The organism is Corallococcus exiguus (assembly GCF_009909105.1).
GTDB lineage: Bacteria > Myxococcota > Myxococcia > Myxococcales > Myxococcaceae > Corallococcus > Corallococcus exiguus.
The window spans coordinates 455,228-479,144 of record NZ_JAAAPK010000008.1; the positions used below are offsets into that span (position 1 = coordinate 455,228).

Genomic DNA, 23,917 nt, shown 5'->3' on the forward strand with positions numbered 1-23,917 from the left:
CGGCCCGCCCATGACGGGTGGCCGGTGACGCGAAAAGGACGTCAGTCGCGGGTGTCGCGGCGCACGGTGACCTTGCGGCCGCGCAGCGTGGAGCCCTTCAACGCGGAGATGATGCGCGCGGCTTCCGGCTCCGGCACCTCCACGATGGAGTACATGTCCGCGATGTGGATCGCGCCGATGCGCGAGGAGTCGAGCCCCGCCTCGCCCGCGATGGCGCCCACCAGGTCCGCCGGCCGCATGCCCGCGGTGCGGCCCGCGCCGATGAACAGGCGCGTGACGTTCCACTCCGGCGCGCGCGGGGGACGCGCGGGGGCCCGCTCGGCCCGTTCGCCGCGCTCAGCCCGTTCGCCGCGCTCGGCTCTCTCTCCGCGCTCGCCCCGGTCGGCGGTGCGGGGGCCTCGCGCCGGGCGCTCGGCGTCTCGGTCCGCGAACTTGCCCGGAGGACCGGAGCGCTCCGTGCGCGAGAACTTCCGCTCCGCCGGCGCGGACACCTGGGGAATGTCCTGCTCGGCGGAGTCCTTGCCCTCGTCCTCCTTCTCCTGGAGGAGCTTGATGGCTGCGGCGGCCACGTCCATGACGCTGAACTCGCCGGACAGGTCCTCCGCGATGCCGCGGAACGCGTCCAGCTCCCCGCCCACGAGCGCCTCGCGAAGCGACGAGCGGATCATCTCCAGCCGGCGCGCGCGCAGGTCCGACACGGTGGGGACCGCGGTGACCTCGATGCGCTGACCGGTGAGCCGCTCGATGTTGCGCAAGAGCCGGTGCTCGCGGGGCTCCAGCAGGGTGATGGCCACGCCCTCGCGGCCGGCACGGCCCGTGCGGCCGATGCGGTGCACGTAGGCCTCCGGCGCGTTGGGCACGTCGAAGTTCACCACGTGCGTCAGCCGGGGGATGTCCAGGCCGCGCGCCGCGACGTCCGTGGCGATGAGCAGGTCCGCCGCCTGCGACTTGAACTGCTTGATGACGCGGTCGCGCTGCTCCTGGCTCATGCCGCCGTGCAGGGCGTGGGCGCGCCAGCCCCGGCCGTTGAGGGACGTGGTGAGCTCATCCACCTCCGTGCGCGTGCGGCAGAACACGATGGCGGCGGTGGGGGACTCCAGGTCCAGCACGCGACCCAGCGTGGCGATCTTGAACGCGCGCGGGACGATGTAGGCCGTCTGCCGGACGCGCGGCATCTCCCCGGCCTCCAGCTTCTCCTTCTCGATGCGCACGCGCACCGGCTGGTGCAGGTGGCGCTCCGCGATGCTGGCGATGCGCGGGGGCAGGGTGGCGGAGAACAGCGCCGTCTGCCGCTTCTCGGGCGTCTCGGAGAGGATGGCCTCCAGGTCGTCCGCGAAGCCCATGTCGAGCATCTCGTCCGCTTCGTCCAGGACCACGGTCTGCACCAGGTCCAGCTTCATCGTCTTGCGGCGCAAGTGGTCCAGCGCGCGGCCCGGCGTGGCGACGATGACGTCCACGCCGCGCTTGAGCACGCGCAGCTGCCGGCCAATCTCCTGGCCGCCGTAGAGCGGGAGCACGCTGACGCCCAGCTTCTGGCCGTAGCGGTGGATGGCCTCGGACACCTGCATGGCCAGTTCGCGCGTGGGCACGAGCACCAGCGCGGAGGTGCTGTGCGGTCCGGCGGCGCCGGGCTTCAGGTGCTGGAGGAGCGGAAGCGAGAACGCGGCCGTCTTGCCGGTGCCCGTGGCGGCAATGCCCAGCAGGTCCTTCTGGGCCAGCAGCGGCGGGAGCGCGGCGGCCTGGATGGGGGTAGGCTCTTCGTAGCCGAGCGACGTCAACGCTTCGACGAGCTCGGGCTTGAGCCCGAGGGCTTCGAAGGTGGGGGTTTCGGGGGCAGCGGGAGGCGGGGGAGCTTTCACACGGCGGCTTGTACCACTTCCGAGCCCGGGCGGAGGACTTGGGACGTCGGGTACGTCCGGGGCTGTACGAAGGACCGGTCCTTCCGGGCTTTCACGCCCCGCCGCGAAGGTGCGGAGCCAGGAGCGCCGCGACGGCCCCTGTCCCCAAGGACAGGTCCGAGGAGGACAGCACCAGCCGCTGCCGCCGGCCGCCGTCCAGCGACGAGCCCTCCAGGAGGGAAGTAAGGCCCCGGGGGCCACGGTCCAGGTCGAGGACCAGCTCCAGCGCGTCCTCCTGGGGGAAGGGCAGGAGGGCGAGCGAGCGAGGCGGGCCGTTCCACTCCGGGCCGGCGTGGAACTCCAGTTCCTGCACGAAGGGCTCGTCGCGACCCAACGGGGACCCAGCCTCACAGTACGAGTTGCGCCACTGGAAGCCCAGCTGTCGCACGGCCTCAATCACGGTCTGGAGGGACGGGTGGGGCAGGACGTGGACGCGGTCGCTGTCCTCGGGGTTGAGGGCGTTGTCGATGTCGAGCGCCGTCTTGATCCACACGGGCGTGCCGCGCTCGGTGATGGGCGCGTGGGCGGGGATGCGCAGGGAGAAGGGGATCTCACGCTCCTCGCGGGGCTGGAGGGTGAAGGGGTTGGCGACGCGCCAGGTGCGCACGACGGCGTTGAGCGCGCTGAGGCGGTCGTTGTCGCGCTGGAGGTACTGCGCCATCAGGTGCAGGTCGATGCGATCGATGCGCTGGGGCGTGTGGCCGCCCTGGACATGGACGAGTCCACGCAGGTCGCCGCCCGCGCGCACGGTGTCGTGTTCCAGGCGGGTGTCCACCCGCGCGCTGCCAATCCCGAGGCGGGCGAGCATCTTCATGAAGGGCATGGGGAACGGCATAGGCCGGATGGACGCCGCACGAAAGCCTGTCCGTCCGCCTGCCCATCATGCGGCCCCTGCACCGGAGGGACGGGCGCGGCTTGCGGGGTGGCCTGGCGCGTCACCAGCGTAGGGCTTCACCACGGGAGAGGTGCATCATGGCGCAGGGGACATCCAGGCGGGTGCGGTACGCGGTGGTGGGAGCGGGCAACCTCGCGCAGGTGGCCATCCTCCCGGCGTTCCAGCACGCGGAGGAGAACTCCGAGCTGGTGGCCATCATCTCCTCCGACAAGGCGAAGCGGGTCACGCTCCAGGAGAAGTACGGCGTGGAGCACGTGGGGGGCTACGAGAACTTCGAGCAGGTGTTGCGCGACTCGAAGGCGGACGCGGTCTACCTCGTGTTGCCCAACACCCTGCACCGGGCCTTCACGGAGCGTGCGGCGCGCATTGGCGTGCACGTCCTCTGCGAGAAGCCAATGGCGACGTCGGTGGAGGACTGCGAGGCGATGATCCGCGCCACGAACGAGAACGACGTGAAGCTGATGGTCGCGTACCGGCTGCACTTCGAGGAAGCGAACCTCCGCGCCATCGAGCTGATGCGCTCAGGGCGGCTGGGGAATCCGCTGGTGTTCACGGGGACGCTGACGCAGCAGGTGCGCAAAGGGGACATCCGCACACGAGTGGACGTAGGAGGCGGGGCGCTGCTGGACGAAGGGCCGTACCCCATCAACGCCGCGCGCTACCTCTTCCGCGACGAGCCGCGCGAGGTGTTCGCGTTCACGGGAGGAGGCAGGGATGGGCGCTTCCACGGCGTGGATGCATCCGCGTTCGCGCTGATGCGGTTCCCGAACGGACGGGTGGCCCAGTTCGCCATCAGCCACGAGGCCTCGGCGGTGTCGAGCTACCGGTTGGTGGGGACGGAAGGCGACCTGCTGGTGAAGCACGGCTTCGGCTACGGCACGGACATCCAGCACGAGCTCACGGTGGGCGGAGAGACGGAGACGCGGACGTTCAAGAACAGCGACCAGTTCGCGCCGGAGCTCGTCTACTTCTCGAAGTGCGTCCTGGAGGACCGGGATCCGGAGCCCAATGGCATTGAAGGATTGGCGGACGTGCGCGTCATCGTCGCGTTGCAGGAGTCGGCTCGCACGGGGATGCCGGTGAAGCTGGCCCCGTTCGAAAAGCCGAAGCGGCCCACGCTGGAGCAGCTCATCGTCAGGCCGCCGGTGGAGCCGCCAGAACCGGTGAACGCACCGGCTCCGGCGGAGGGATAGAGAGGCGCCTCTACAGGCAGAGATAGGCCCCGCAGACTCCTTCCCCGGAGCCACAGTCCGAGGTCGTGACGCAGAGCTTGCAGCTCACGGAACAGATCCTCGCCTTGGGGGCCGCGCTTGATTCCGTGCCCTCCGCGGTGGCGGTGGGGACCATCGCCAGGGCCGTGCCCGCGGCGAGTCCAATCAACAACGCGATGCCAGGAATTGCCCGCTTCAGTCGCGACGGGTTCATATTTCCTCCCATGTCTGGTCTGTGAGCCAAGGACAGTCCTATTTCCTGCAGGCAGGGATTGGCAAGTCGCCGCGTGGCACTGACAGGCCGCGGATCGGCGCGCCAGGATTTCGGCTTGGTGAAGATCCCCTCGCGCGTCATGCTCCCGCGACTTTCCAACTCGACCGCAGGAGCACGCAGTGGAAGACCATCAGGAGTTCGCGCGTCAGGTGTTCGCGTCGCAGCCCTTCAGCCAGTTCATCGGCGCGCAGCTCGCCAGCGCCGGGCCTGGGACCGCGGAGCTGCGGCTCCCCATCGTGGACCATCTGAAGCAGCAGCACGGCTTCGTCCACGGGGGCGTGCTCAGCTACCTCGCGGACAACGCCATCACGTTCGCCGGTGGCCTGGCGCTGGGCGGCAACGCGCTGACCTCCGAGTACAAGATCAACTACCTGAAGCCCGCCGTGGGCTCGCTGCTCATCGCGCGGGCCCACGCGAAGGCCGCCGGCAAGCGGCAGGCCGTGTGTCAGTGTGAAGTCTTCGCCGTGAAGGATGGCGCGGAGACGCTGGTTGCCCTGGCGCAGGGCACGGTGGTCTCCGCCGCCTGAAGGCGCATCAGAACCCGAAGAGGCCGGACACGCCGTCCTTGATGCTCTTGCCGACGTCCTTGGCCTTGTCGGCGACCTTGTCCGTAACGTCCTTGGCCTTGTCGGCGACCTTGTCGGTGACATTCTTGGCCGTGTCGCCGACCTTGTCAGTGACGTTCTTCGCCGTATCGCCAACCTTGTCCGTGACGTTCTTGACGGCCTCGCTGGCCTTGCCGTTGGTGAGGTTGTCGACCGTGCCCTTCAGCTTGTTGAAGTCGATGGTATACGAGGTGCCGACGCCGACGCCCACGCCGAGCGCCGCCTTGGCCTTGCCGCCGATGGTGAGCTTGCCGTCCTCGAAGGCCACCTTCGCGTCCACCGCGGCGCCCACGCCAGCGATGGCGCTGCCCGTCACGGAGCCCTGCACGGGGCCGAACTCACCGCGAGCCGTGGCGCTCGCCTCGGCGCCCACCAGCGCGCCCGCGCCGACCTCGGCGCCCATGTCGCCGTTCTTGGGGTTCAGGTCGATCTTGGCCTTCGCATCCGCGTTGGCGCCCACCAGCGCCTCGCCGTGCACGCCGCCGTAGACCTTGCCCTCCACCTTGTCGAGGCCGATGTCCTTCAGGTCCTTGCCGAAGCCCGCGTCACCGTGGAGGCTGGCGATGTTGGCCTCGGCGCCCGCGCGGCCGCCGATCTCCCACGGCATCACGCGGTAGGACGCATCACCCTGGACCTCGGCTGCGCTCGCCTCGATCTGCGCGCCGGTGCCGTCCTGGGTGAAGCCCGTGCCGGTCTTGAACTCCGCCGCGTCCTTCTGCCACGACACGTACTTGCCGCTCTCGTTGCCCGCCACCTGACCGGGGCCCGTGTTGCCCTGCGTGACCTGGCGCCCGTCCTTCTTGTCCGCGCTGGCCTGGGCCTTATCGCCCTTGCGCGAGTCCATGAAGATGTCCTGGCCCCACTCCTTGCTGAACTTCGTCTCCGGCTGGTTCTTGTCAATGAAGCCAGGCTTCTTCTCCGTGGCCGAGGACGGGCCGGCAACGGCGGGGGAGTTCGAGGCGGGCGTGGACGCGGGGCGGTTGGAGACGCGCATGGGGGACCTCGGGGGCCAGCGAAGGAGGGGAGACTGAGGGATTTGGAAGAAGGGCCGGAGTGCGTCCGGTCCGTGTGCTGAATCCCTAGAGCACGGCGCGTGCCATGCCTCCGTCGGGGCTGTCTTCCCTCTGAAGCGCGTATTTCGAGGGGTGCCCGGGCGGCCTGAAACTGGTGATGCGGATCATCAGCGCTGGTGACTCGTGTCACCAGGAGGCCCGCCCCGCGTTTCATGACGCCGCGTCACAGGTGACGTGACGACCCACGCGTTTTTCGCGAGGGCCGCGTTCCGCATATTGCCTTCCGTTCCGGGGCGCATCGCTCCGGCCTTCACGAGGACGGCAAGACCATGGCGACGAAGATCGGAATCATCGGCAAGGGGAACGTGGGCGGCGCGCTGCAGCGGGGCCTGGCTCGCGCGGGGCACGAGGTGAGGGCGGTGGGCAAGGACCCGGCGGCCGTGCGTCAGACGGCGGCGTGGGCGGAGGTGGTGTTCCTCGCGGTGCCCTTCGGCGCGCTGGATGACACGCTCCGCGCGCTGGGCGACGCGGTGAACGGCAAGGTCGTGGTGGATGTGACGAACGCGCTGACCGCCGACATGCAGCTGGCGCTCGGCTTCACCACGAGCGGCGCGGAGGAGCTGCAGAAGAAGGCTCCCCAGGCGCGCGTCGTGAAGGCCTTCAACACGGTCTTCGCGCAGCACATGGACCAGGGACAGGTGAAGGGAGAGAAGCTCAGCCTGCTCGTGGCCTCGGATGACGCCGCTGGCAAGGAGCGCGTCCTGGGCCTGGGGCGCGACCTGGGCTTCGACCCGGTGGACGCGGGACCGCTGCGCAACTCCCGGTGGCTGGAGTCGCTGGGCTACCTCAACATCCTGCTCGGCTACGTGCAGAAGCTGGGGCCGGACATCGGGTTCCGCCTGGTGCGCTGATTCAGCGGCGCTTGCGTCCCGTGGCCAGCGGGGCCCTGGAGGCGAAGAGCTCCGCCACGAAGTCCAGGAACACACGCACCTTGGGCACGGCGGACTTGTGCCGTTCGAAGAGCGCGAAGACGGTGCGTGGCTCGGGCTCCAGGTCTTCGAGGATGAGCTCGAGCTCGCCCCGGGAGAGGTGTTCGGCGACGTGGTACTCGTAGGTCTGGATGATGCCGAGCCCGCCCAGCGCGGCGTGCGTGAGCACGTTGCCTGAGCCGGCCATGAGCCTGCCCCGAGCGGCGAAGGTGACCTCGCCCCCAGGCCCCTTCAGCCGCCACGGAAGGGGGCCTGTGTTCGACAGGTACGCGATGCAGGTGTGTTCCCGCAGCGATGCGAGCGTCCGGGGCCTGCCATGCGCGGTGAGATAGCCGGGGGAGGCGACCAGGATGGAGCGCGCGCGGGCGAGCTTCCGTGAGACCAGGTCGGAGTCACGCGTCGGCGCGAGGCGGAGGACCACGTCGACGCCCTCGGCGGTGGGGTCGATGATCCGGTCGCGGACCGTGAGGTCGATGGACACGTCCGGGTAGCGCTCCAGGAACCGGGGTAACGCGGGCCCGACGACGTAGTCCGCGAGCGGGATGGGGACATCGACGCGCAGGCGGCCTCGCGGCGTGACGCTCGTCCGCGCCAGGGTGGCGTTGACCGCTTCGAGTTCCGCGAGCATGCGCGTGCAGTGCTCGTGGTACACGGCCCCTTCGTCCGTGAGGCTGAGGCTGCGGGTGGTCCTGTTCAGGAGCCGGACGCCCAGCCGGCCTTCCAGCCGCGAGATGATCCGGCTCACGCCCGAAGGAGTCAGCCCCAGGTTCTCGGCGGCCCGCGTGAAGCCGCCCAGGTCGACGGCCTTGATGAAGACTTCGATCTCCGAGATGGAGTCCATGTTGCCGCCAGCTCACAGCCATTCATGACCTGGCGTCAATGGGATGCATCCATGCAGGCGAGCGCCCCGGCCTCAGGTGGGGCGCGCCCACAGTTCGCGGAGGTCCGTCGGCAGCTCGCCAGCGATGTCGTCGCTTTCCCCCTCGGAGATCTGCGCCTGGATGGCGCTGAAGACCGCGCGGACGATGGGTTCTGCGTTCTCGGCCTCCACGCCCAGGTCCGTGGAGACCATCGCCAGCATCTCCGCCCGGCCGAACTTATGGGGCGGCGGCCCGGCTTCGTGGCGGTCGCACCGCACCAGGAGCTCGCGCAGCTTGTGGGGCAGCTGGGCCTCCATGTCGTTGTCCTCCTCGCCGAAGAGGCGCTGCTCCAGCACGCACAGCACGGAGAAGGCGGCTTGCTGGGCAGCCTGCTCGTCCTGGAACTGGCCTACGTCGCGCAGGTACTTGAGGAAGGCCTTGTAGGTCTGCGACGTGCGGGACTCGTGGCGCATGCGGCGGCGCTCGTCGAGCGGGATGTCCGTGCTGCGGTGCGTGGGGCTCCCTGCCTGCTGCCCGGTGCCGGGGATGTCTTGCGCTGCCATGTCTGATTCCTCGTTCCTCGGAGTGGGGTCCGACCCCAAAGCTGGAGCGCTCGCGAATCCAGAGGAAGGCACGCGCCGCCCTGCGAGCCGCCCGCTTCCCGTGGGCGGGGGCTGACGGGAAGCGCTTGCTCCCACCACCCGTCATCGCCCTTGCATTGGTGCAAGCGCATCCGAATCTCTCCAGTGAGGTGCCGTCATGCGTGAAAGCCTTAAACCCAGGGGAGAGGCCCTTCGAGGCGCAGCCCGCAGGATCGCGGCGCGGAGGGCCGAGGAGCCGGACACGCCCATGATCCAGATCATCACGGAGGCCGCCCGCCACTTCGACCTCTCACCGAGCGAGGAGCAGATGCTGCTGTCGGACCTGCTGCCCGGCAGTGCGGAAGCGCCCCAGCCCTGACGCGGTAAGGCGGATGTCTGTCATTGGATGGGGGGTCGTGAGTCGGACGCGACCACGATGGGCGGTAAGCGATTCAGGCCTGACTCAGGAAGGGAAGCGAGTCTGGTGAGAATTTTCCTCGCAATCCATTGCATGAATTTCAAGCATTGGCTGTCTGGACAAGGCTCCCGGGAATCGTCTATCTGATTCTGGGGAAGCGATTCCCCTTCCTTGGGGGCTGTCCATGAAAGCTTGACGGTGGTGGCTGCGTTCGCGGTGTCGGCGCTGGGCATGGGTTCCGCGCACGCGGCGACGCTGACGTTCACGGTGCAGAACAAGATCACGACCAGCGCGATCACCAATTCCTACTTCAACGGCTGTGCCGCGGTCATCCCGGCCCTGACCTCGGTGGCGGCCAACTCGACGTCCGGGGTGTACCAGACGGACTGTGGCACCAACTCCGCCGTCTACATCGAGTACACGAGCGGCAGCAAGACCTGTCGCTTCAACATGAGCAGCATCTGGACCCCGCCCAACCCGATCCTGGGGACGTCCGGGTACTGGACGCCCGCGGGGAGCGCCACGTCCAAGGGCAGCACCACCGCCACGTGCAAGACGACGCTGGTCGGGCTGGGATCGAGCGGCAGCTACACCTGGGCCCTGTCGATGCAGTGATGCGCGGGCGTGGACCTGGGAGCCGTCCTGCCTGTGCGGCGGGGCGGATCTTGTCTTTGCGGGGGAGGACTGGAAAGCGCGTGAGGCCCTGGAGTAGATGAGCGCCCATGAACCTGATTCGACTGTCGGTTGTGGGCGTGGGTGTGGCGTTCCTGGTTGCGGGCTGCGGGGGCCGCCGGAGCAACGCCAAGGTGGACTTTTCCCAGATGGGGCCGTCCATCAACTCCAAGCGCTATGCGAACCTGGAGAAGATCGCCGCCAAGGACCTCAAGTGCGACCAGGAGCTGACGCCGCAGTACCTGGGTGAGAATCAGTACCAGATGATCGGCTGCAACGTTGAAGGCGTCTATGAGCTGAAATGCAAGGTGGGGCAGTGCTCCTGGGTCCCGGACGTGAGGGCCCGCGCGGAGTTCGACATGGGCTGTTCACGGTTTGATCTCAAGACGTCCAAGCTGGATCGCGTCACTGCGGGCGTCGTGGGCTGCGGAAAGCGCGCGACGTACCGACTGCTCAAGGAGGGCTACGGCTATTCGTGGGTCTTGAACTCGCCCGTGGCCCAGGATGAGACGCCTGCTCCCGCGCCTGCTGCGGCTCCGGTGCCCGTGCCGGCGCCCGCGGACGAAGTGCCGGTGCCGACCGAGCTTTGACGTGTACGGATGGGAATGCCTCAGGACGCGCCCACTTGAGACATGTCTCATTTCCTGAGAAATGTATTATGAGCACAAATGTCGTGTTTCTTACGGTCTCGTCGGAAATAATTCACGAGACCCATGAAACTCTACGGACAGATAGAAACCTCGGAGCCTGGCAGCCTGGAAGCATGCACGGTGCTGCTGGGCCAGTCGCCCAACACGCCCCTCTTCACCGCTGAGCTCACGAGCCCGCAGGGTGGGTTCTTCTTCCAGAAGATCACCGCCTCCGCGCTTCCCTTTCCCCTTTCGCTCTATGTCCTCCGCTCGGGGGTTTCCGTCGTGGAGCACACCTTCGCCGACAAGGCCGCGCTGAACGCGGTGCTGGTCGCGGAGAGCAAGCCCGCCGCGGCGGACCGGCTGGTCATCCTCCAGCTGCCGGCGCTCGCTCCCGCGGTGAAGGTGGCCCCGCGCACGTCGGTCACGACGATGGAGGCCGCGACCGCTTCCCGGCTTGAGCAGAAGGCCCCTCTGTCGCCCCTCACACCTACCGCGACAGCGCCGAAACTGGAGGAGGTGGAGTTCATCTCCGTCCTGGGCGCGGTGGAGAGCTCCGCCGGCTCCGTCTCGGGGTACACCCTGGAGATCTCCTGTCCGGACACCATCGCTGGAGACAGCGAAGTCACCCCCATCCACCAGGAGTTCCTGCTCGGGCCCACGGGCGCCTTCCAGTTGACGCTCGCCATCACCGGCCGCATCTCCAGCAGCCCTCTCACCTTCGTGGTGCGCACCCCCAACGGCCTGCCTACCCGGCTCGTCTCTCCGACGCACCTCACCGTGAGCCAGGCCGCGAAGATGTCGGTGGTGAAGGTGCAGGTGGAGCCGTTCTCGCCCAACGTCCTCGTGCCGAGCTCCAGCGCGCCCACCACCCGTGCCCTCAAGGGGCGCCTGGTGGACCCCACGGGCAGGGCGCTGACGCGGCAGCAGATCCTCTTCCAGGCACTGCGAGGAGACGGGACGAGCCCCCCGCTCAAGGTGTCCCTCGCCGCGGTCACCACGCACAGCAGCGGCAACTTCTCCGTGGTGGTCCCCAACGAGCCGTTCCTCGGGGCCCACGCGGTGGTCTCCTCCCGTCCCGACGAGGAGCTCCCCATCGTGCTCAACGCGGATGGGACCTTCCCCGCGTTCACGCTGCTGGTCGTCGCGACAGGGAGCACGACCGAGGCCGCCAGCGGTGAAGACGACTGCGCCTGCAATGACCCGACCCCGCGCCTGCCGGGCACGGAGGAGCTCGTCGCCAACGAGTCCAGCTACTCGCAGGATATCGGCGGCTCCTGCGTCAACTTCACGGTCCCCAACCGGTCGCTGGAGGAGTTCAGCCACTACGCCATCGTCCGCACCACGGACCCGCGCGGCCAGCTCGTCCCCATCCGCGAAGCCCCCGCCTGGGAGTGGAATGGCGACACCTCCGACCCGGCCGGCTACGCCCGTCATCTCCACCGCACCTTGCGGCAGACGCTGGGGAGCAAGAACCCCCTGCGCTGGGACGACGACGCCACCGACTATGAGCTGTATCAAGCCGTGTCGCTGGCGCACGGCCACGTGCTCCACTTCAAGCAGACCTTCAAGGCGGACGGCTACTCGATGGGGGACCTGCTCTACTCCCTGCCGCTGGCCCCCGGTCAGAAGAAGCAGCTCGTCATCTACGACTGGAACCGGGAGGACGGGGCCTCGCGCGATGAGGCCACGGTGGCCGAAGAGGGGCTGACCCACAGCCTGTCGAGAGACCGCGACATCGACGAAATCCTCAGTGGGACCGTCCAGGAGTCCATGCGGGGTGGCAGCTCGGCCAAGACGCGCGGCTTCTCCTTCGGCCTGGGGGGCGCTGGCAGCGGCAGCAAGAACGGCGTGGCCGTGGGGTTGTCCACCGGCTTCAGCATCTCCGGCGGTTCGGGGACGTCCTCCGCGTGGCAGGACAACACCCGCGACATGACGTCCAGCCTTCACAACCGGCTGCGGGACGCCACCATGCAGGCGACGTCCTCCGTGCGCAGCCAGCGCTCCACCGTCGTCACCAGCGCGAAGCAGGGCGAATCGCTCTCCGTGCAGACCGAAGTGGTGGCCAACCACAACCACTGCCACGCGTTGACCATCCAGTACTTCGAAATCCTCCGGCACTTCGTCATCGAGCAGCAGGTGGTGGACGTCCAGGAGTGCCTCTTCGTCCCCTTGATGATGAGCCTCTTCACGGACGCGAAGATCCTCCGCTGGCGGGAGTGCCTGTCCGAGCACCTGCTCTACTCCCTGGAGACGACCCGGGGGCAGGAGCTGCGCCGGGGCTTCGACGCGCTGGATCGCATCGCGCGGAACTACCAGGGCACGGACTTCCCCCGCCGCGTGGAGTCCTCCGGCGCGGTGACCTTCCTGCCCTACAGTGAGGAGTCGATCGAGGAGTTCTCGGGTGAGCTCCAGCTCCGCCTGACGCTGAGCCGGCCGGCGGATCAAGCGGATGGGTCGATTGACGCGGGCGCCTGGGCCACCCTGAGCCATGTCTTCCTGGGGCTGGACATCCGGGGCATCAGCAACCTGTTCGTCAAGCTCGCCATCGAGGAGCGCGAGCGCACCTTCCAGACGCAGCACGCCCCCGCGCTCGCCCGCAACTTCGTCGAGCAGCTTCGCTTCGAGGCCATCCTCGCGGACGGAACGACGGTGAAGGACCTGCGGCTGGACTGCACCCTGCTCACCGACTACGCCCCGGGCCGGCTGTTGACCGTCTCCGTGCGCTCCACGCGGACCACGGACATCAAGGCGCTCAAGGCCGGGGTGGCCCAGCAGCCCTTCACCGGCACCCCCGCGGACCTCAAGCGCAGCCAGATTGTCGGACTGCGGCTGAACTCTCCCAGCCTGAGTCTGTCGGGCAGCTTCGCCGTCGTCGACCGGGGCACGCTGCGCTACCGCACGCCCCACTTCAGCGGGACGCTGGTGAACAACCAGGCCATCCGCAACGACATCGGCTTCGCGGATCAGATCTACCTGCCCACGCCCATGAAGCCCGAGGAGCAGCGCAACCCCTGGCAGGAGGACCAGCGGCTGGCCCAGCAGCTCCGGGATCACCTCAACCAGGAGAACCTGGAGTACTACCACCACGCCATCTGGTGCCACGGCATCACGCCGCACCGCCGGTACATGATGCTGGACCGCATCCATCTGGCGCAGGACGAGTTCAACTCCATCTATGCGCAACGCGGGGTGCTGGGCCGCTCCCTGGCCTCGCTGGTGGAGAACCGGCTGCTGGGGGTCGCGGGCAACTCGCTCGTGTTCCCGGTGGCCCGTGGCCTCAACCTGGACCCCACCTACGAGATGGGCACCCCGGACCAGAGCGGCAGTGGGGCCATTGCCCATGCCTCACTGCTGGAGCACTACCAGACGGAGGCCGAGCGCGAAGGGGGGCAGGGCGCGGTCTTCCGCCTGAGCGTGCCTACGCCCGGAGTCTTCGCGGAGGCCGTGCGCGGCGCCTGCAACGCGTGCGAGCGCATCGATGACACGCGCTTCTGGAGATGGGAGCAGTCGCCCTCGGACGAGCCCACCGCCATCAACCCGGTGAGCACGGACAGCCGCTACCAGGCGCCGCAGAGCACCACGCCCACCGCGCTTCCGCAGCCCATCGTCAACATCCAGAACGCACCGGCCGCGCCGGATCCCTCGGGGGTGGGCTCGCTGCTGACCGCGCTCACCCAGGTGAGCCCGTTCGCCAACCTGACGGGCCTGGACCAGAACCAGCAGAACGCCCTGGCGGCGATGACCTCCAACCAGGAGACCGCGCGGGCCTTCGGAGAGATGGCCACGAAGCTCGCGCTGTCGGCCCAGAGCAGCCGCAACTCCGCTGTCCTGAACGAGCAGATCGACAAGGCCTTCCCTGTCGCCAGAGCCCCGGCGAAGAACCAGGAGTGGAAGGAGCGGTTGCTCAACGCGCAGCTCGGCGGCGATTCCCAGGCTTCGAGCTCGAAGGCGTCGCCGCTGGATCAGCTGGACCTGAGGGAGACCATTGACGCGGTCCGTGGTTCGCCTGGCATGGAGGTGGACGTGCAGCCGTCCAAGGTCGCGGTTCGCAACCGCTCGGGCACCCGAGGCGCCAGCTCCGCGACCTCCACCCCGACGGTCTCGGACGAGCAGGAGCAGCAGCCCCCGACGGAGTGGCCGTTCATCGAGGGCTACTCGCAGATCACGGCGGCCTACCCGCGGCTGACGCAGATCCTCGAAAGCTCCAGCGTCTTCCGTCAGTCCGTCATCGAGCCCTTCGCCAACCGAGGCGCCGCCGACTACGTCCCGTTGATCATCGAGGTCACTCCGACCGCCACGCGCGGCATCGATGGTCAGTGCATCATCGAGGTGCGGGACCCTGCCGACACGACGACGCCGGGCGGATCCTGGATTCCGCTTCACCAGCTCACCCGGGACCTCGCCGGGTTCGACATGTCTCGCGACGTGCGGATCCGCGTCCATATCGCGATGAGGGGACAGGCCACCACGCACCCGGGCGGCATCCTCTTGATCATCTCCCATGAGTGGGCGCTGCATGGGCTTAGCAACCGCGAGACGATTCTCCACGCCCGGAGCGGTAACTGGACGCTCAATGATCTTCGCGACTGCTACATCGCCGATATGGTCAGCCATCAGGACCACCGGCAGATCGCCTCGAGCACCAATGCGACGTACGAAGCGGTGAACGATGAGCTGGAGCAGTTGCTTGCCGATATGGACCCGCCGGTCACGGTGAGGATCAAGCCGTCCTATGTTGACGAGGGGACCCGGCTGCTGCCGCTGCCCGCCCGTGTCGTCGCGCCCCAGAACACCCGGATCCACGCATTGAACCGCCAGCACAACCTGTACACGGCCCACCAGATGTTCGCGTTCGAGCGCGACATGGAGAAGATCTACAAATACAATCCGGCCCATCCCATGAGCTACCTGCGGTCGGCCACGCCGGCCGACGCCTTCCCGTGGGAGTACCTCGATTCCGACCAGGGTCGGCGGTAGGGGACGCCGGGGCCGCGCCAGCGCGGCCGGGCGGGTGCTCCGGACTCTTCGCATCAGGAGAGGGGCCGGAGCAGCGGATGCTTGCTCAGGCCTGTGACCAGGGTCTTCAGCTCGTCATGGAGGGCAGGGGCCTTGAGCAGCGCGCCGCCGGTTCCCTGGCCTGCACTGAGCAGAGGATTCAACGGCTCCAGGTGGTAGCCCATCGCGCTGGATGATGGGCCGGGCTTCCTGGGCGGCGCTCAGGTGGCCCGCGAGTCGATGCCTCCCTCGACCATGCGTTTCACGGTGAGGTACAGGGCCTCGGGTGAGCCGTCATTCCTCAAGACGGCGTCGAAAGAACTTCGGTCGAGCCCCAGGAGCTCCATCTCCGTGGCGTGACGCGACAATGCACCTGGAGCGCCCGCGCCGGGCCGTTCAATCAACCAGATGGTGGCCCCCAGCTCCCGCGCAGCCCGCCATTCCGCCTGGGTCCGCAAGTCCGTGCAGACGACGCGTCCTCCCGCGCGACGGATGGCTTCGACCCGCATCCGGAAGGGCCGCAGCCAGACCTCGGGATCCAGCTCCAGGCAGGCCTGGCCGAATCGCTGGTAGAGTTCCCTGGGCGCGCGGCCGAACCGTGGGTCCACCTCATTGCGGCGCTCACCCCAGAGCTGGGCGGGATCGAGCTGAAGCAAGCCCATCAACGCCGCCTTGATGGGGTCCGCGAGCGCGACCCGCTCGAAGCCATACTGTTTCGCCAGGAAGCCGCCCAGTGTGTCCTTGCCCGCACCGGAGACTCCCGCGAGACATACAAGACTGGAGGCCGAGTTCATGACTCACCTCCGAACGCGTAGTGGCCGTCGCGACCGATGAAGCGCTCCATGGAGAACTGGACCTGGGACCATGCCGCATCCAGGCCGCACTGGAGGATGGGGGCGCTGTAGCGATGACCTTCCTGGACGTTGTCGAAGAACCGGCCTGCCGGGTCGATCATCGCGTAGCTGCCGCGCATGTCTTCGTTGTCTTCAGGCACCAGGATGATGCCGTCGCGCTCCAGACAGCGATGGCGGTCGACGAAGGCTTCGAAGTCCTCCCGAGAGCAGTGCAGGGCTTCTACCTTGCCGGTGTTCTGTCCCTCGACGCTGAGGACGCGCAACAGCTTCCAACGTTCGGGCCGCAACTCCTGGAGGAACGCCGTCTGGTCCTCACCCGCGTTCAGGTTCGTGACGACCGTGTTCACCTTGAGGCGCATGCCCGCCGCGCGGATCCGCTCCGCGAGGGACAGGTAGTGCTCGACCGGCAGCGCCTTGCCCTGGACGGCCCGCCCCAGTGCGGCATGCGTCTGCGGCGATACGCTGTCGATGCTGAGCGTCACCCAATCCATCACGCCGCGAAGGCGTGCGAGGGTGTCCGCATCTAGCCGGCTGCCATTGGTCACCAACATCGTGGTGGCCCCCTTTGCCTTGGCGGCTGCCACGAGGTCCGGCAACCACGAGCAGAGCAGGGGCTCGCCTCCCGCGAAGGTGATCTTCTGGAAGCGGAGCGCCAACAGCTCCACGAGCCTCAGCGCCTCCTGCTTGGGAAGGTGCCCCTTGGGGAGCACGTCCTTGCGGACATCCTGGAAGGTGGCGAAGCAGAACCGGCAACGCATGTTGCACGGCTCCCACAGGTGGAAGTTGACCGAGGGCGGCATCACCTGGGCGGTGGCCGGGAACGGCGTGGCGGACAGCGAGTGCATGAAGCCTCCAGAAACCGCCCGTGTCAGGCAGGCAGTCTGGTGCTCCACTCCCTTCAGCGAATTAAGTGTGACCGAGAATCGTAAGTCACTGACATTGCTGGAGAAAAATGGTCCGTAATTGATCCCGGGCTCGCTGGGTCCGCTTGCGGACGGCGTCGGGAAAGATCCCGAGCCGGGCGCCAATCTCGTCGTCGGACAGCTCCTCGAAGTAGCGCATCTGGATGATCTCCTGATGCTTCTCGGGGAGCGCACAGATCGCATCGTGGAGGGTCTGGTGAGACTCGAGCTGAATGTACTGGTCGTCAGGCCTGATCGTGCACTGAGGTTCCAGTGACTCGTCGATTGAGCACGAGCGGATCACACGGCCGAACCGCTTCATGGCTCCGTACTGAACCGAGCGGAGGAAGAACTGCTCGAAATCATCGGGAGGGCGCTTCCTCAGGCAGATGTTCAGGAGGATGGAATGAACCAGGTCCTCCGCATCGGAAGTGCCAACCAGCCCCTGTGCGATCCGGCGAGCCTTGGTCATCATCTCCCGTTGCTGAAATTGCTTCTCCAGGCAGGAGCGCGTGTTGAGTGTGACCGTGGAATCAGCGGAGGCCGTGAAGGAGGCCCCTGTGACGCCTTCGTATCCATCCTCTGGCGCTGCGTAGACAGGCGCGGGTCGTGAGGGTTGGGCGGCAAGGAGCGCCTGCCGCGAGCACTCCCAGGACAACGAATCGCAGCGGGCCGGACGCGCGGACGCCACGGTCTGGGCACGGGCCGGGAGGGCCTCGGCGAGAGAGTCCACGCTGGGAATCAGCCCCGTGGCCGCGAGCGCCGCCAGGGTCAAGCCCCCGGCTCCAAAGGGCGAGGCCTGGGCGATTCGCCATGAGAGCCGGAGCATCCCTACGCTCATCCGGAACAGCAGCACGCTCACGGTGATGAGGGTCCAGACCGAGAAGGCGATGACGATCGCACCGGACAGCACGGGCAGGGCAAGGCGCTCACCTGCATCGGGGATGGCCCACTTGCACGCCAGGAACAGCAGCAGTCCCACCAGGGCCCAGGGCGAGCGTATGAGGAGGGGCGGCGGGCCCACTCTGCCAGCCAGACGCCGGTATCCGTTCCATCCGGTGATGGCCGCGAAGGCGATCAAGGCCATGCCCAGGAAGATGACCGAGAGTTGAGCCGCACCCTCGAAGATACCTGCCGAGAGCGCCCCCATCCGCTCAAGGAGGACCGCCGCGATCGCGAAGCCCATGAGCCCGGTGGCTCCGATGCCCACGAAGACGCCGGGGATGACGACCTTGATGGAGAGGATTGCGAGTGCCAACGCCACCAAGACCAACTGCCAGCCCGCGGTCCGTCGGGGTGGCGGTCCGGACTCCCCCTGCTGTGCCATGCGGCCTTCCTTCTAGGAACAACAGCCGCATCGTACGGGCTTGTCTGGCGGAGGGGAATGGCCCGTTGTCTCCCAAGGGCATCCCTCATTCAGGGTACGCGGCCTCCACGGCCCCTCCGGTAGTATGCATTTCGTCAACTCAACCCCTTGTAGTTGGATGCCATCCAGGCGGAGGTGCACCTTGCAGGAGATGGTTGTAATCCTTGTCGCTTCGTATCAGCAGAGTGACGTGTGGGTTTCCAGCGGTGAGTACCCCAGCGTGGAGGCCGCCCGGTCAGCCGATGTGTGGGATGGCAGGACCTCCTCCTTCTCCAAGAGCCGCTGGCAGTGCGTGGAAGAGGAGGACAAGGATGGGGGCATTTTCAACGACATGACCAAGCAACGTGAGATGTCCGCGAAGATTTGTCGTTTGGTGTGGAGTGGCCAGTGAGAAGAATCATCGCCATTGCCGTGATTGCCTTCGCAAGCACTGGATGCCCGAGCAAGCTCACGCGAAGGCATTCGCGTGCGATTTCGGAAGGCATTCCGAAAGACATCAATCGTTTCTCCTTGTCGCTCTTCGTGTTGCCTGTCTCTCAGGCCGAGCCAACACAGAAGTCGTTCTTTGACCTCGACGGCCGAGGGCAGGCGGCAGCGATCGAGGTGGCCGGCATCGAGGGGAAGAAGGAACGCCTCGACAACGTCAAGACGCTCGTCGGAATGAGCGTCAAATCGCCGGTGGTTCAGGGAGTCAGCCGGCTGGATCGGCCCAAGGCTCGATTGGTGACAAACCTCATCCATCGGCCGTTTTCCTCCGGAAACTACGATCCGGCGGATCGAATTGTATGGGCGGAGGTTCGCATCAATCTCATGACCGATGCGTACTCAATCATCGGGTATGACAAGGTCGATACCGGCTATGAGACAGTGGACCTGGGAAAGCTCACGCGGACAGCGAACTGGAGCGTGGCTGGAACGGTTGGAACAACCAACGAGGCGGCTGCCACGGTGAGTCCGGTCGAGGGAGCCTCGACTTCAACGAAGACGACTGGTGGGGCATCGGTGACGGCTGGGGCAGGTGAAACGTTTGGCGAAGAGGTGGCACTGCGGCGCCGTTACACCTCCCTTGCGGTGTCGCTTGCCCCGAATGGTCGCTCCATCGGAATTCTCCGCGAGGGCATTTCCGGAATCGATCTGACGGGCAGCACGACGATCGATTTGCAGTTCCGCGCGGCCAAATCTGAATCAACCCAGGTGTTCGCGGTGGAGGTGCCCAAGAAAGCCGACGAACGCATTGGGTTGGCTTCTGGGAAGGCAACCTATGCGCCTTGTAATCAGTTCCTGCTCTCTGGAACCGCAACTGCCGTCGTTCGCCATGTTCATTCCGAAGACGCCAGGACAATCAGTGAGCATGATGACTGGGTGGCGTTTGAGTGGCACTCCGCGCCAGCAAAGGGTGAGCGGGCTGTGTACTCGTTCGAGATGGATCCGGTCGTGCTGTATCGAATCAAGACGCGTGCCAATGACTACATCAAGGTGCGGGAGGGAGGACGCGCCGTGGACCTTGTCATGACTGATGAGGCCGAGGTCTTCAAGATGCGCACATGGCTGGCTGCGGCCTTCAATCAACTCAGCGCGCTTCAAGATCCAATGCGGCCATTTGTCGATGACAGCGACAGTCAGTTGGCGTTCAGCACGGATCCAGGCTTTGTGGTGGAGCGCTGGGTCATGAACGAGAAGCGATGCCCAGCCAATGCCAGCAAGGCAGGTTCGAATTCGCCTCCCGCCGATAAAGCCGCGGCTGACTGAGTTGGAGGAGTTGCTCAGTCCTTCCAGAGGATCTTCCACGGGTGCTTGCGCAGGTCCGTGACCAGGGTCTTCAGTTCGTCGTAGAGGGCAGGGTCCTTGAGCAGCGCGCCCCCGGTTCCCTGGCCGGAGTCGAGCTGTCCGAGGATCCGGTCCGCCTTGGTGGCGATCTGCTCCAACTGGCCCGCTGCCGCCGTGAAGCGCTGGAGGGCCAGCTTCACCTGCTGACCGTCCTCGGGCGTCAGTGGGCCTGTCACCGCCGCCAGTCCGTCCAGCGTCGTACCCGCGGACTTCGTCAGGCCGGGGAGGTCCTTTCGCATCAGGGCCGCCACGGCGGAGGCGTCGTCCAGGAGGCGGGCTCCCTTGCCTCCGGGCTGCATGGACTCCTTGGCCAGCTGCGCGAGCTGCCTCAGGTCCTTCGACGCCGCTGACAGCTCCGTGGCCAGGACCTTCACGTTGCCCTTGTTCTCCGTCAGGACCTCGTCCAACGTCTTCGCCAACCTCGATACGTTGGCGGCCAGGCCAGTCACGGCCTCCGGGTCCTTCTCCAGCATGTCCGACAGCAGCGTCACGAACTTGGAGAGCTGCTCCGACAGCAGGTCCAGTCGCGGCGCATCCACGCCCCGGAGCGCTTCTTTCTCCGGCAGCGGCGCGTCCGCGTTTCCCGGGTTCAACTCCAGATAGGGCTCACCCAGCAGGCCCACCGTTCCCACCGTCACCCTGGCGTCCTTGCGCAGGGCGCCCCTCGCCGCAGGCTCCACGGACAGGTCCATGCGGACGGGGAGGGGGAGGCCCTTCGCGTCCCTTCGGTCCGCCAGGAGATGGATGGTGTCCACCTTGCCCACCTGGACGCCTCCCAGCTTCACCGGGGCTCCCTGCACCACGTTGCCCGTGTGCGCGAAGTCCACCTCCAGCTTGGCGCCTCGGCCCAGCGTCAGCTCTCCCATCAACCAGAGCAATACCAGCACTCCCACCAGCGCCGCGAGCACCAGCGCTCCGACCTTCAACTCCAGCCGTTGCTCATCCATCCGTCGCGCCCTCCATGAACGGCGCTGTCAGCGTTCGCAGCTCCGGGGCAGGGGACTCCAGGAAGCCCTCCGGGCTGCCCAGGTACGCGCTGCGCCCCTTCGCCACCACCAGCACCCGGTCCGCGATGCCTCTCAACTGCCGGTAGTCGTGCGACACCACCAACGCCCCAAGGCCCTGCTCCTTCAACGACGCCAACACCGCCTCCACCTGCATCGCCGCCCTCCGGTCCAACCCCGTCGTCGGCTCGTCCAACAGCAGGTAGCGCGGCTTGAGCACCAGCGCCCTCGCGATGGCCGCCCGCTTCTTCGCCCCGGGCCCCAGCTCCGGCGGCAGCCGGTCCGCCCATTCCTTCAGGCCTACCTTCTCCAGCGCCGTCTCCACGGCTTCCTCCGGGGCGCTCGGATCCGCGAGGCGCACGTTCTCCCTCAGCGTCCTCCAGTCCAGCAGCGCGGGGCCCTGCACCAGGTACGGAGCCCTGCGGCGCAGGGGCACCAGTGTCCTCTCCGGCTGCGTGTCCACCCGCTCCCCGAACAGCGTCACCTTGCCGGCTTCGGGCTTCAGCAGGCCCACCGCCAGCCGGCACAGCACGCTCTTGCCGGAGCCGCTCGCTCCCGCGATGAACGTCAGCTCCTTCGTGGAGACCTGCGCGCTCAGGCCGTCCAGGACGCGGCGGCCCTGCTCGAAGGCAATCGCCACATCTTCAAAGACCAGCGTGTCCGGACCGGTGTCACTCACAGGCGCACGAACTGGAACGCAAGCGACACCGTCAGGTCAATCAACAGACATCCCAGACTGGCTGCCACCACGCCGTCCGTCGTGGCCTCGCCCACCGCCTCCGCTCCGCCCCGGGCGTTCAACCCCGCCACCGCCGCCGCGAGCGGGATGTACAGCCCGCAGGCCACGACCTTCAGCCCTCCGACGAGCACGTCCCACCCATCCACGTACCTCGCGTCCATGAACGCCCGGCCGTCGATGTTCAACGCCACGCTCGCCACCAGCACCGCTGACGCCGTCGCCGCGATGGTCCCCAGCACGCTCAGGAGCGGCACTCCGACCAACCCCGCCACCACCCGGGGCGCCACGAGGTCCGCGTAGGGATCCCCCGCGGACATCTCCAGCGCCTCCACCTGTTCATTCACACTCATCGTGGCCAGCTCCGCGGAGTGGCTCGCGCCCGCTCGCGACGCCGTCAGCAGCGCCGACACCGCGGGGCCCAACTCGCGCACCAGCATCTCGAAGTAGGCCGGGCCCAGCACCGCCACGTTGCCGATCAGCTTCTTCGCCTGCGCGTTGGCGATCATCACCAGCACCGCGCCGAAGAAGGCCATGCCGGACATCACCAGCCACACGCTGCGCCCGCCCAGCTCGTGCACCTGCGCCAGGGTTTCACGCCACGGGATTCCCTCCCGCGCGCCCGCCCGCACCGTGCGCGCCAGCATCACTCCCGGCGCCCCGAAGAAGAGCAGCACGCGCTTCATGCGAGCACCTTCGACAGCAGCGACGTCAGCAGGAAGTCCAACAGGAAGATGGCCGCGCAGCCCAGCACCACCGCGCTCGCCGCGGCCTCGCCTACGGCGCGGGCTCCTCCCTTCGCCCGGAGCCCCACCGCCGTGGACACCAGCGAGATGGCCAGCCCGAACGCTCCCGTCTTCACCACGCCCCCGAGGATGTCGGAGGGATTCAGCATCTGCGCGAACGTCCCGAAGAACACCCGCACCGGCAGGTCCAACGTGAGCTTCGCCGCCACCGCCTCGCAGAGGATGGACACCAGGAACGTGAACGTGCTCAGCCCCAGCATGCTCAGCTCCATGGCCACCACGCGGGGCGCCACCAGCAGCGCGAACGGATCCAGGCCAATGCCTCGCAGGCCTTCAATCTGTCCGCCCACCTTCAGCGTGGCCAGCTCCGCCGCGTTCCTCGCGCCGATCCGCGCCGACATGATCAGCCCCAGCAACAGCGGGCCGAACTCCCACAGCACGCCGTAGCCCGCGGCCCATCCCAGGAAGGCCCTCGCCCCGAAGCGCTGGATGTAGAGCGACGCCTGCACCACCACGATGACGCCCGCCAGCGCCGCCGTCGCCAACGCCAGGGGCAGCGAGCCGTAGCCGAACTGCACCAGCCCTCGCGCCAGCTCGCGCCGCTCCAGCCTGCGCAGACCCCAGGCCGTGCGGCCCGCGACCAGGGCCAACGCTCCCACGCCGCCCACCGCCCGCATCGCCGAGCGTCCCAGCCAGGCCAGGGCGGTGGTGCTCACGGGTGCTGGGACCGCGGAGTCATGCGAGGGCCTCGTCCGGCGCGCTTTCGAGCTGCGGCGCCGGGGCCCCATCGTGCACCAGTCTGCCGCTTCGCAGGTACAACCAGCGGGGCAGGGGAAGATCCACCGGCGCTTCCGGCGCCGCCACCAACAGCGTTCCCTGGCCAGCGACCTCCAGGAGCACCCTCGCGACCTGACGCGCCGTGCCGGGATCCAGGCCCGCGAACGGATCATCCGCCAGCAGCACCGCCGGCCTCGCCGCGATCGCCCTCGCGAGCCCCGCGCGCTTCTTCATGCCGCCGGACAGCCGCTCCGGCAGCGTGTCCGCCGCGTCCGCCAGCCCCACCGAGCGCAGCACCGCATCCGTCCGCTCGCGGGCCTCGTCTTCCGGCACGCGACGGCGGAGCAATGGCTGCATCACGTTCTGCCGCACCGTCAGCGAGTCGAAGAGCGCGTCCGTCTGGAACACGAAGCCGAACGACGCCTGCTGCGCGCGCCGCTCCGGCGCCGAGAGCCTGGAGACGTCCTGTCCGTCCCACGTCACCCGACCGGAAGAGGGGCGCAGGAGGCCCGCGAAGGCCTTCAGGAGCGTCGTCTTGCCCGACCCCGAACGTCCCAGCACCAGCGCCTGCGTGCCGGGCGGGACGTGGCAATCCGTGGGCTCCAGCACGGTCCGGATACCGTAACGGAGGGTCAGGGCTTCGGCGCGCAGGTCCATGGTGG

21 protein-coding genes are annotated in these 23,917 nt (G+C 67.6%); 7 read left to right on the forward strand and 14 right to left on the reverse strand.

What is annotated here, in order from left to right; all coding sequences use genetic code 11:
• Window positions 1–41: 41 nt before the first annotated feature.
• Window positions 42–1,859, reverse strand: a complete 1,818-nt coding sequence (locus tag GTZ93_RS28075; protein ID WP_161663114.1) for a DEAD/DEAH box helicase — start codon at window positions 1,857–1,859, stop codon at window positions 42–44.
• Window positions 1,860–1,950: 91 nt separating this feature from the next.
• On the reverse strand, window positions 1,951–2,721 hold the full coding sequence (locus GTZ93_RS28080) for a sporulation protein (protein WP_161663115.1): 771 nt from the start codon (window positions 2,719–2,721) through the stop codon (window positions 1,951–1,953).
• Between the two features lie 149 nt (window positions 2,722–2,870).
• Here GTZ93_RS28080 and GTZ93_RS28085 point away from each other — a divergent pair, with 149 nt between their 5' ends.
• Window positions 2,871–3,986 carry a Gfo/Idh/MocA family protein gene (locus GTZ93_RS28085; protein WP_139923787.1) on the forward strand — a complete coding sequence of 372 codons (1,116 nt, stop codon included), beginning with the start codon at window positions 2,871–2,873 and terminating at the stop codon, window positions 3,984–3,986.
• Between the two features lie 411 nt (window positions 3,987–4,397).
• Window positions 4,398–4,805, forward strand: a complete 408-nt coding sequence (locus tag GTZ93_RS28090; protein WP_139923783.1) for a PaaI family thioesterase — start codon at window positions 4,398–4,400, stop codon at window positions 4,803–4,805.
• A gap of 7 nt (window positions 4,806–4,812) precedes the next feature.
• Here GTZ93_RS28090 and GTZ93_RS28095 read toward each other — a convergent pair whose 3' ends face one another.
• Window positions 4,813–5,877 (reverse strand): hypothetical protein, encoded by a 1,065-nt coding sequence (locus tag GTZ93_RS28095; RefSeq protein ID WP_161663116.1) that lies wholly within the window; start codon window positions 5,875–5,877, stop codon window positions 4,813–4,815.
• A gap of 348 nt (window positions 5,878–6,225) precedes the next feature.
• Here GTZ93_RS28095 and GTZ93_RS28100 point away from each other — a divergent pair, with 348 nt between their 5' ends.
• Window positions 6,226–6,807 carry an NADPH-dependent F420 reductase gene (locus GTZ93_RS28100; RefSeq protein ID WP_139915803.1) on the forward strand — a complete coding sequence of 194 codons (582 nt, stop codon included), beginning with the start codon at window positions 6,226–6,228 and terminating at the stop codon, window positions 6,805–6,807.
• Between the two features lies 1 nt (window position 6,808).
• Here GTZ93_RS28100 and GTZ93_RS28105 read toward each other — a convergent pair whose 3' ends face one another.
• Together GTZ93_RS28105 and GTZ93_RS28110 are read right to left on the reverse strand one after the other, a co-directional pair.
• Window positions 6,809–7,726, reverse strand: coding sequence for a LysR family transcriptional regulator (locus tag GTZ93_RS28105; protein WP_139915802.1), 918 nt, complete (start codon window positions 7,724–7,726; stop codon window positions 6,809–6,811).
• 72 nt (window positions 7,727–7,798) lie between these two features.
• Window positions 7,799–8,308 (reverse strand): DUF2267 domain-containing protein, encoded by a 510-nt coding sequence (locus tag GTZ93_RS28110; RefSeq protein ID WP_120580189.1) that lies wholly within the window; start codon window positions 8,306–8,308, stop codon window positions 7,799–7,801.
• A 634-nt stretch (window positions 8,309–8,942) separates the two neighbouring features.
• Between GTZ93_RS28110 and GTZ93_RS28115 the strand changes: the two genes are divergently transcribed.
• The 3 genes from GTZ93_RS28115 to GTZ93_RS28125 all read left to right on the forward strand — a co-directional run bounded on the left by GTZ93_RS28115 (window position 8,943) and on the right by GTZ93_RS28125 (window position 15,025).
• Complete coding sequence (locus GTZ93_RS28115) at window positions 8,943–9,359, forward strand: hypothetical protein (RefSeq protein WP_257978989.1); 417 nt, start codon at window positions 8,943–8,945, stop codon at window positions 9,357–9,359.
• Window positions 9,360–9,466: 107 nt separating this feature from the next.
• Window positions 9,467–10,006: a hypothetical protein gene (locus GTZ93_RS28120; protein ID WP_139915801.1), complete on the forward strand. Its 540-nt coding sequence runs from the start codon at window positions 9,467–9,469 to the stop codon at window positions 10,004–10,006.
• Between the two features lie 123 nt (window positions 10,007–10,129).
• A complete protein-coding gene (locus GTZ93_RS28125) occupies window positions 10,130–15,025 on the forward strand; it encodes a hypothetical protein (RefSeq protein ID WP_139915800.1) in 4,896 nt (1,631 codons plus the stop codon).
• A gap of 53 nt (window positions 15,026–15,078) precedes the next feature.
• On the opposite strand, the gene GTZ93_RS42975 is transcribed toward GTZ93_RS28125, so the two are convergent.
• The 4 genes from GTZ93_RS42975 to GTZ93_RS28140 form a co-directional block, all read right to left on the reverse strand.
• Window positions 15,079–15,207, reverse strand: coding sequence for a hypothetical protein (locus GTZ93_RS42975; protein ID WP_257978987.1), 129 nt, complete (start codon window positions 15,205–15,207; stop codon window positions 15,079–15,081).
• Window positions 15,208–15,264: 57 nt separating this feature from the next.
• Window positions 15,265–15,837 carry a deoxynucleotide monophosphate kinase family protein gene (locus GTZ93_RS28130; RefSeq protein ID WP_139915799.1) on the reverse strand — a complete coding sequence of 191 codons (573 nt, stop codon included), beginning with the start codon at window positions 15,835–15,837 and terminating at the stop codon, window positions 15,265–15,267.
• Window positions 15,834–16,742, reverse strand: a complete 909-nt coding sequence (locus GTZ93_RS28135) for a viperin family antiviral radical SAM protein (protein WP_219629038.1) — start codon at window positions 16,740–16,742, stop codon at window positions 15,834–15,836. Before GTZ93_RS28135 ends, GTZ93_RS28130 begins: the two co-directional genes overlap by 4 nt.
• A gap of 85 nt (window positions 16,743–16,827) precedes the next feature.
• Entirely contained in the window at window positions 16,828–18,126 is a 1,299-nt protein-coding gene (locus GTZ93_RS28140) for a sigma-70 family RNA polymerase sigma factor (protein WP_139915798.1), read from the reverse strand.
• A 426-nt stretch (window positions 18,127–18,552) separates the two neighbouring features.
• Between GTZ93_RS28140 and GTZ93_RS28145 the strand changes: the two genes are divergently transcribed.
• Window positions 18,553–19,914, forward strand: coding sequence for a hypothetical protein (locus GTZ93_RS28145; protein WP_139915797.1), 1,362 nt, complete (start codon window positions 18,553–18,555; stop codon window positions 19,912–19,914).
• 14 nt (window positions 19,915–19,928) lie between these two features.
• Here the strand turns inward: GTZ93_RS28145 and GTZ93_RS28150 are convergent, their stop codons facing one another.
• The 5 genes from GTZ93_RS28150 to GTZ93_RS28170 are packed head-to-tail and all read right to left on the reverse strand — an operon-like array spanning window position 19,929 to window position 23,912.
• Window positions 19,929–20,939, reverse strand: coding sequence for an MlaD family protein (locus GTZ93_RS28150; RefSeq protein WP_139915796.1), 1,011 nt, complete (start codon window positions 20,937–20,939; stop codon window positions 19,929–19,931).
• Entirely contained in the window at window positions 20,932–21,675 is a 744-nt protein-coding gene (locus GTZ93_RS28155) for an ATP-binding cassette domain-containing protein (RefSeq protein ID WP_139915795.1), read from the reverse strand. The genes GTZ93_RS28150 and GTZ93_RS28155 overlap by 8 nt, the downstream gene beginning before the upstream one ends.
• Window positions 21,672–22,418, reverse strand: a complete 747-nt coding sequence (locus GTZ93_RS28160) for an MlaE family ABC transporter permease (protein WP_120580298.1) — start codon at window positions 22,416–22,418, stop codon at window positions 21,672–21,674. The genes GTZ93_RS28155 and GTZ93_RS28160 overlap by 4 nt, the downstream gene beginning before the upstream one ends.
• The gene (locus GTZ93_RS28165) at window positions 22,415–23,194 is read right to left on the reverse strand and encodes an MlaE family ABC transporter permease (protein WP_257978986.1); all 780 of its coding nucleotides are present in this window, start codon (window positions 23,192–23,194) and stop codon (window positions 22,415–22,417) included. The genes GTZ93_RS28160 and GTZ93_RS28165 overlap by 4 nt, the downstream gene beginning before the upstream one ends.
• Window positions 23,195–23,213: 19 nt before the next feature.
• On the reverse strand, window positions 23,214–23,912 hold the full coding sequence (locus GTZ93_RS28170) for an ABC transporter ATP-binding protein (RefSeq protein ID WP_139915794.1): 699 nt from the start codon (window positions 23,910–23,912) through the stop codon (window positions 23,214–23,216).
• Window positions 23,913–23,917: the final 5 nt, after the last annotated feature.

Bases quoted from the DNA above. Each gene is read 5' to 3' on its own strand.
- GTZ93_RS28130 (WP_139915799.1), bottom strand. From the start codon at position 15,837: ATGAACTCGGCCTCCAGTCTTGTATGTCTCGCGGGAGTCTCCGGTGCG.
- GTZ93_RS28095 (WP_161663116.1), bottom strand. From the start codon at position 5,877: ATGCGCGTCTCCAACCGCCCCGCGTCCACGCCCGCCTCGAACTCCCCC.
- GTZ93_RS28085 (WP_139923787.1), top strand. From the start codon at position 2,871: ATGGCGCAGGGGACATCCAGGCGGGTGCGGTACGCGGTGGTGGGAGCG.
- GTZ93_RS28170 (WP_139915794.1), bottom strand. From the start codon at position 23,912: ATGGACCTGCGCGCCGAAGCCCTGACCCTCCGTTACGGTATCCGGACC.
- GTZ93_RS28120 (WP_139915801.1), top strand. From the start codon at position 9,467: ATGAACCTGATTCGACTGTCGGTTGTGGGCGTGGGTGTGGCGTTCCTG.
- GTZ93_RS28100 (WP_139915803.1), top strand. From the start codon at position 6,226: ATGGCGACGAAGATCGGAATCATCGGCAAGGGGAACGTGGGCGGCGCG.
- GTZ93_RS28135 (WP_219629038.1), bottom strand. From the start codon at position 16,742: ATGCACTCGCTGTCCGCCACGCCGTTCCCGGCCACCGCCCAGGTGATG.
- GTZ93_RS28160 (WP_120580298.1), bottom strand. From the start codon at position 22,418: ATGAAGCGCGTGCTGCTCTTCTTCGGGGCGCCGGGAGTGATGCTGGCG.
- GTZ93_RS28105 (WP_139915802.1), bottom strand. From the start codon at position 7,726: ATGGACTCCATCTCGGAGATCGAAGTCTTCATCAAGGCCGTCGACCTG.
- GTZ93_RS28110 (WP_120580189.1), bottom strand. From the start codon at position 8,308: ATGGCAGCGCAAGACATCCCCGGCACCGGGCAGCAGGCAGGGAGCCCC.
- GTZ93_RS28080 (WP_161663115.1), bottom strand. From the start codon at position 2,721: ATGCCCTTCATGAAGATGCTCGCCCGCCTCGGGATTGGCAGCGCGCGG.
- GTZ93_RS28140 (WP_139915798.1), bottom strand. From the start codon at position 18,126: ATGGCACAGCAGGGGGAGTCCGGACCGCCACCCCGACGGACCGCGGGC.
- GTZ93_RS28125 (WP_139915800.1), top strand. From the start codon at position 10,130: ATGAAACTCTACGGACAGATAGAAACCTCGGAGCCTGGCAGCCTGGAA.
- GTZ93_RS28150 (WP_139915796.1), bottom strand. From the start codon at position 20,939: ATGGATGAGCAACGGCTGGAGTTGAAGGTCGGAGCGCTGGTGCTCGCG.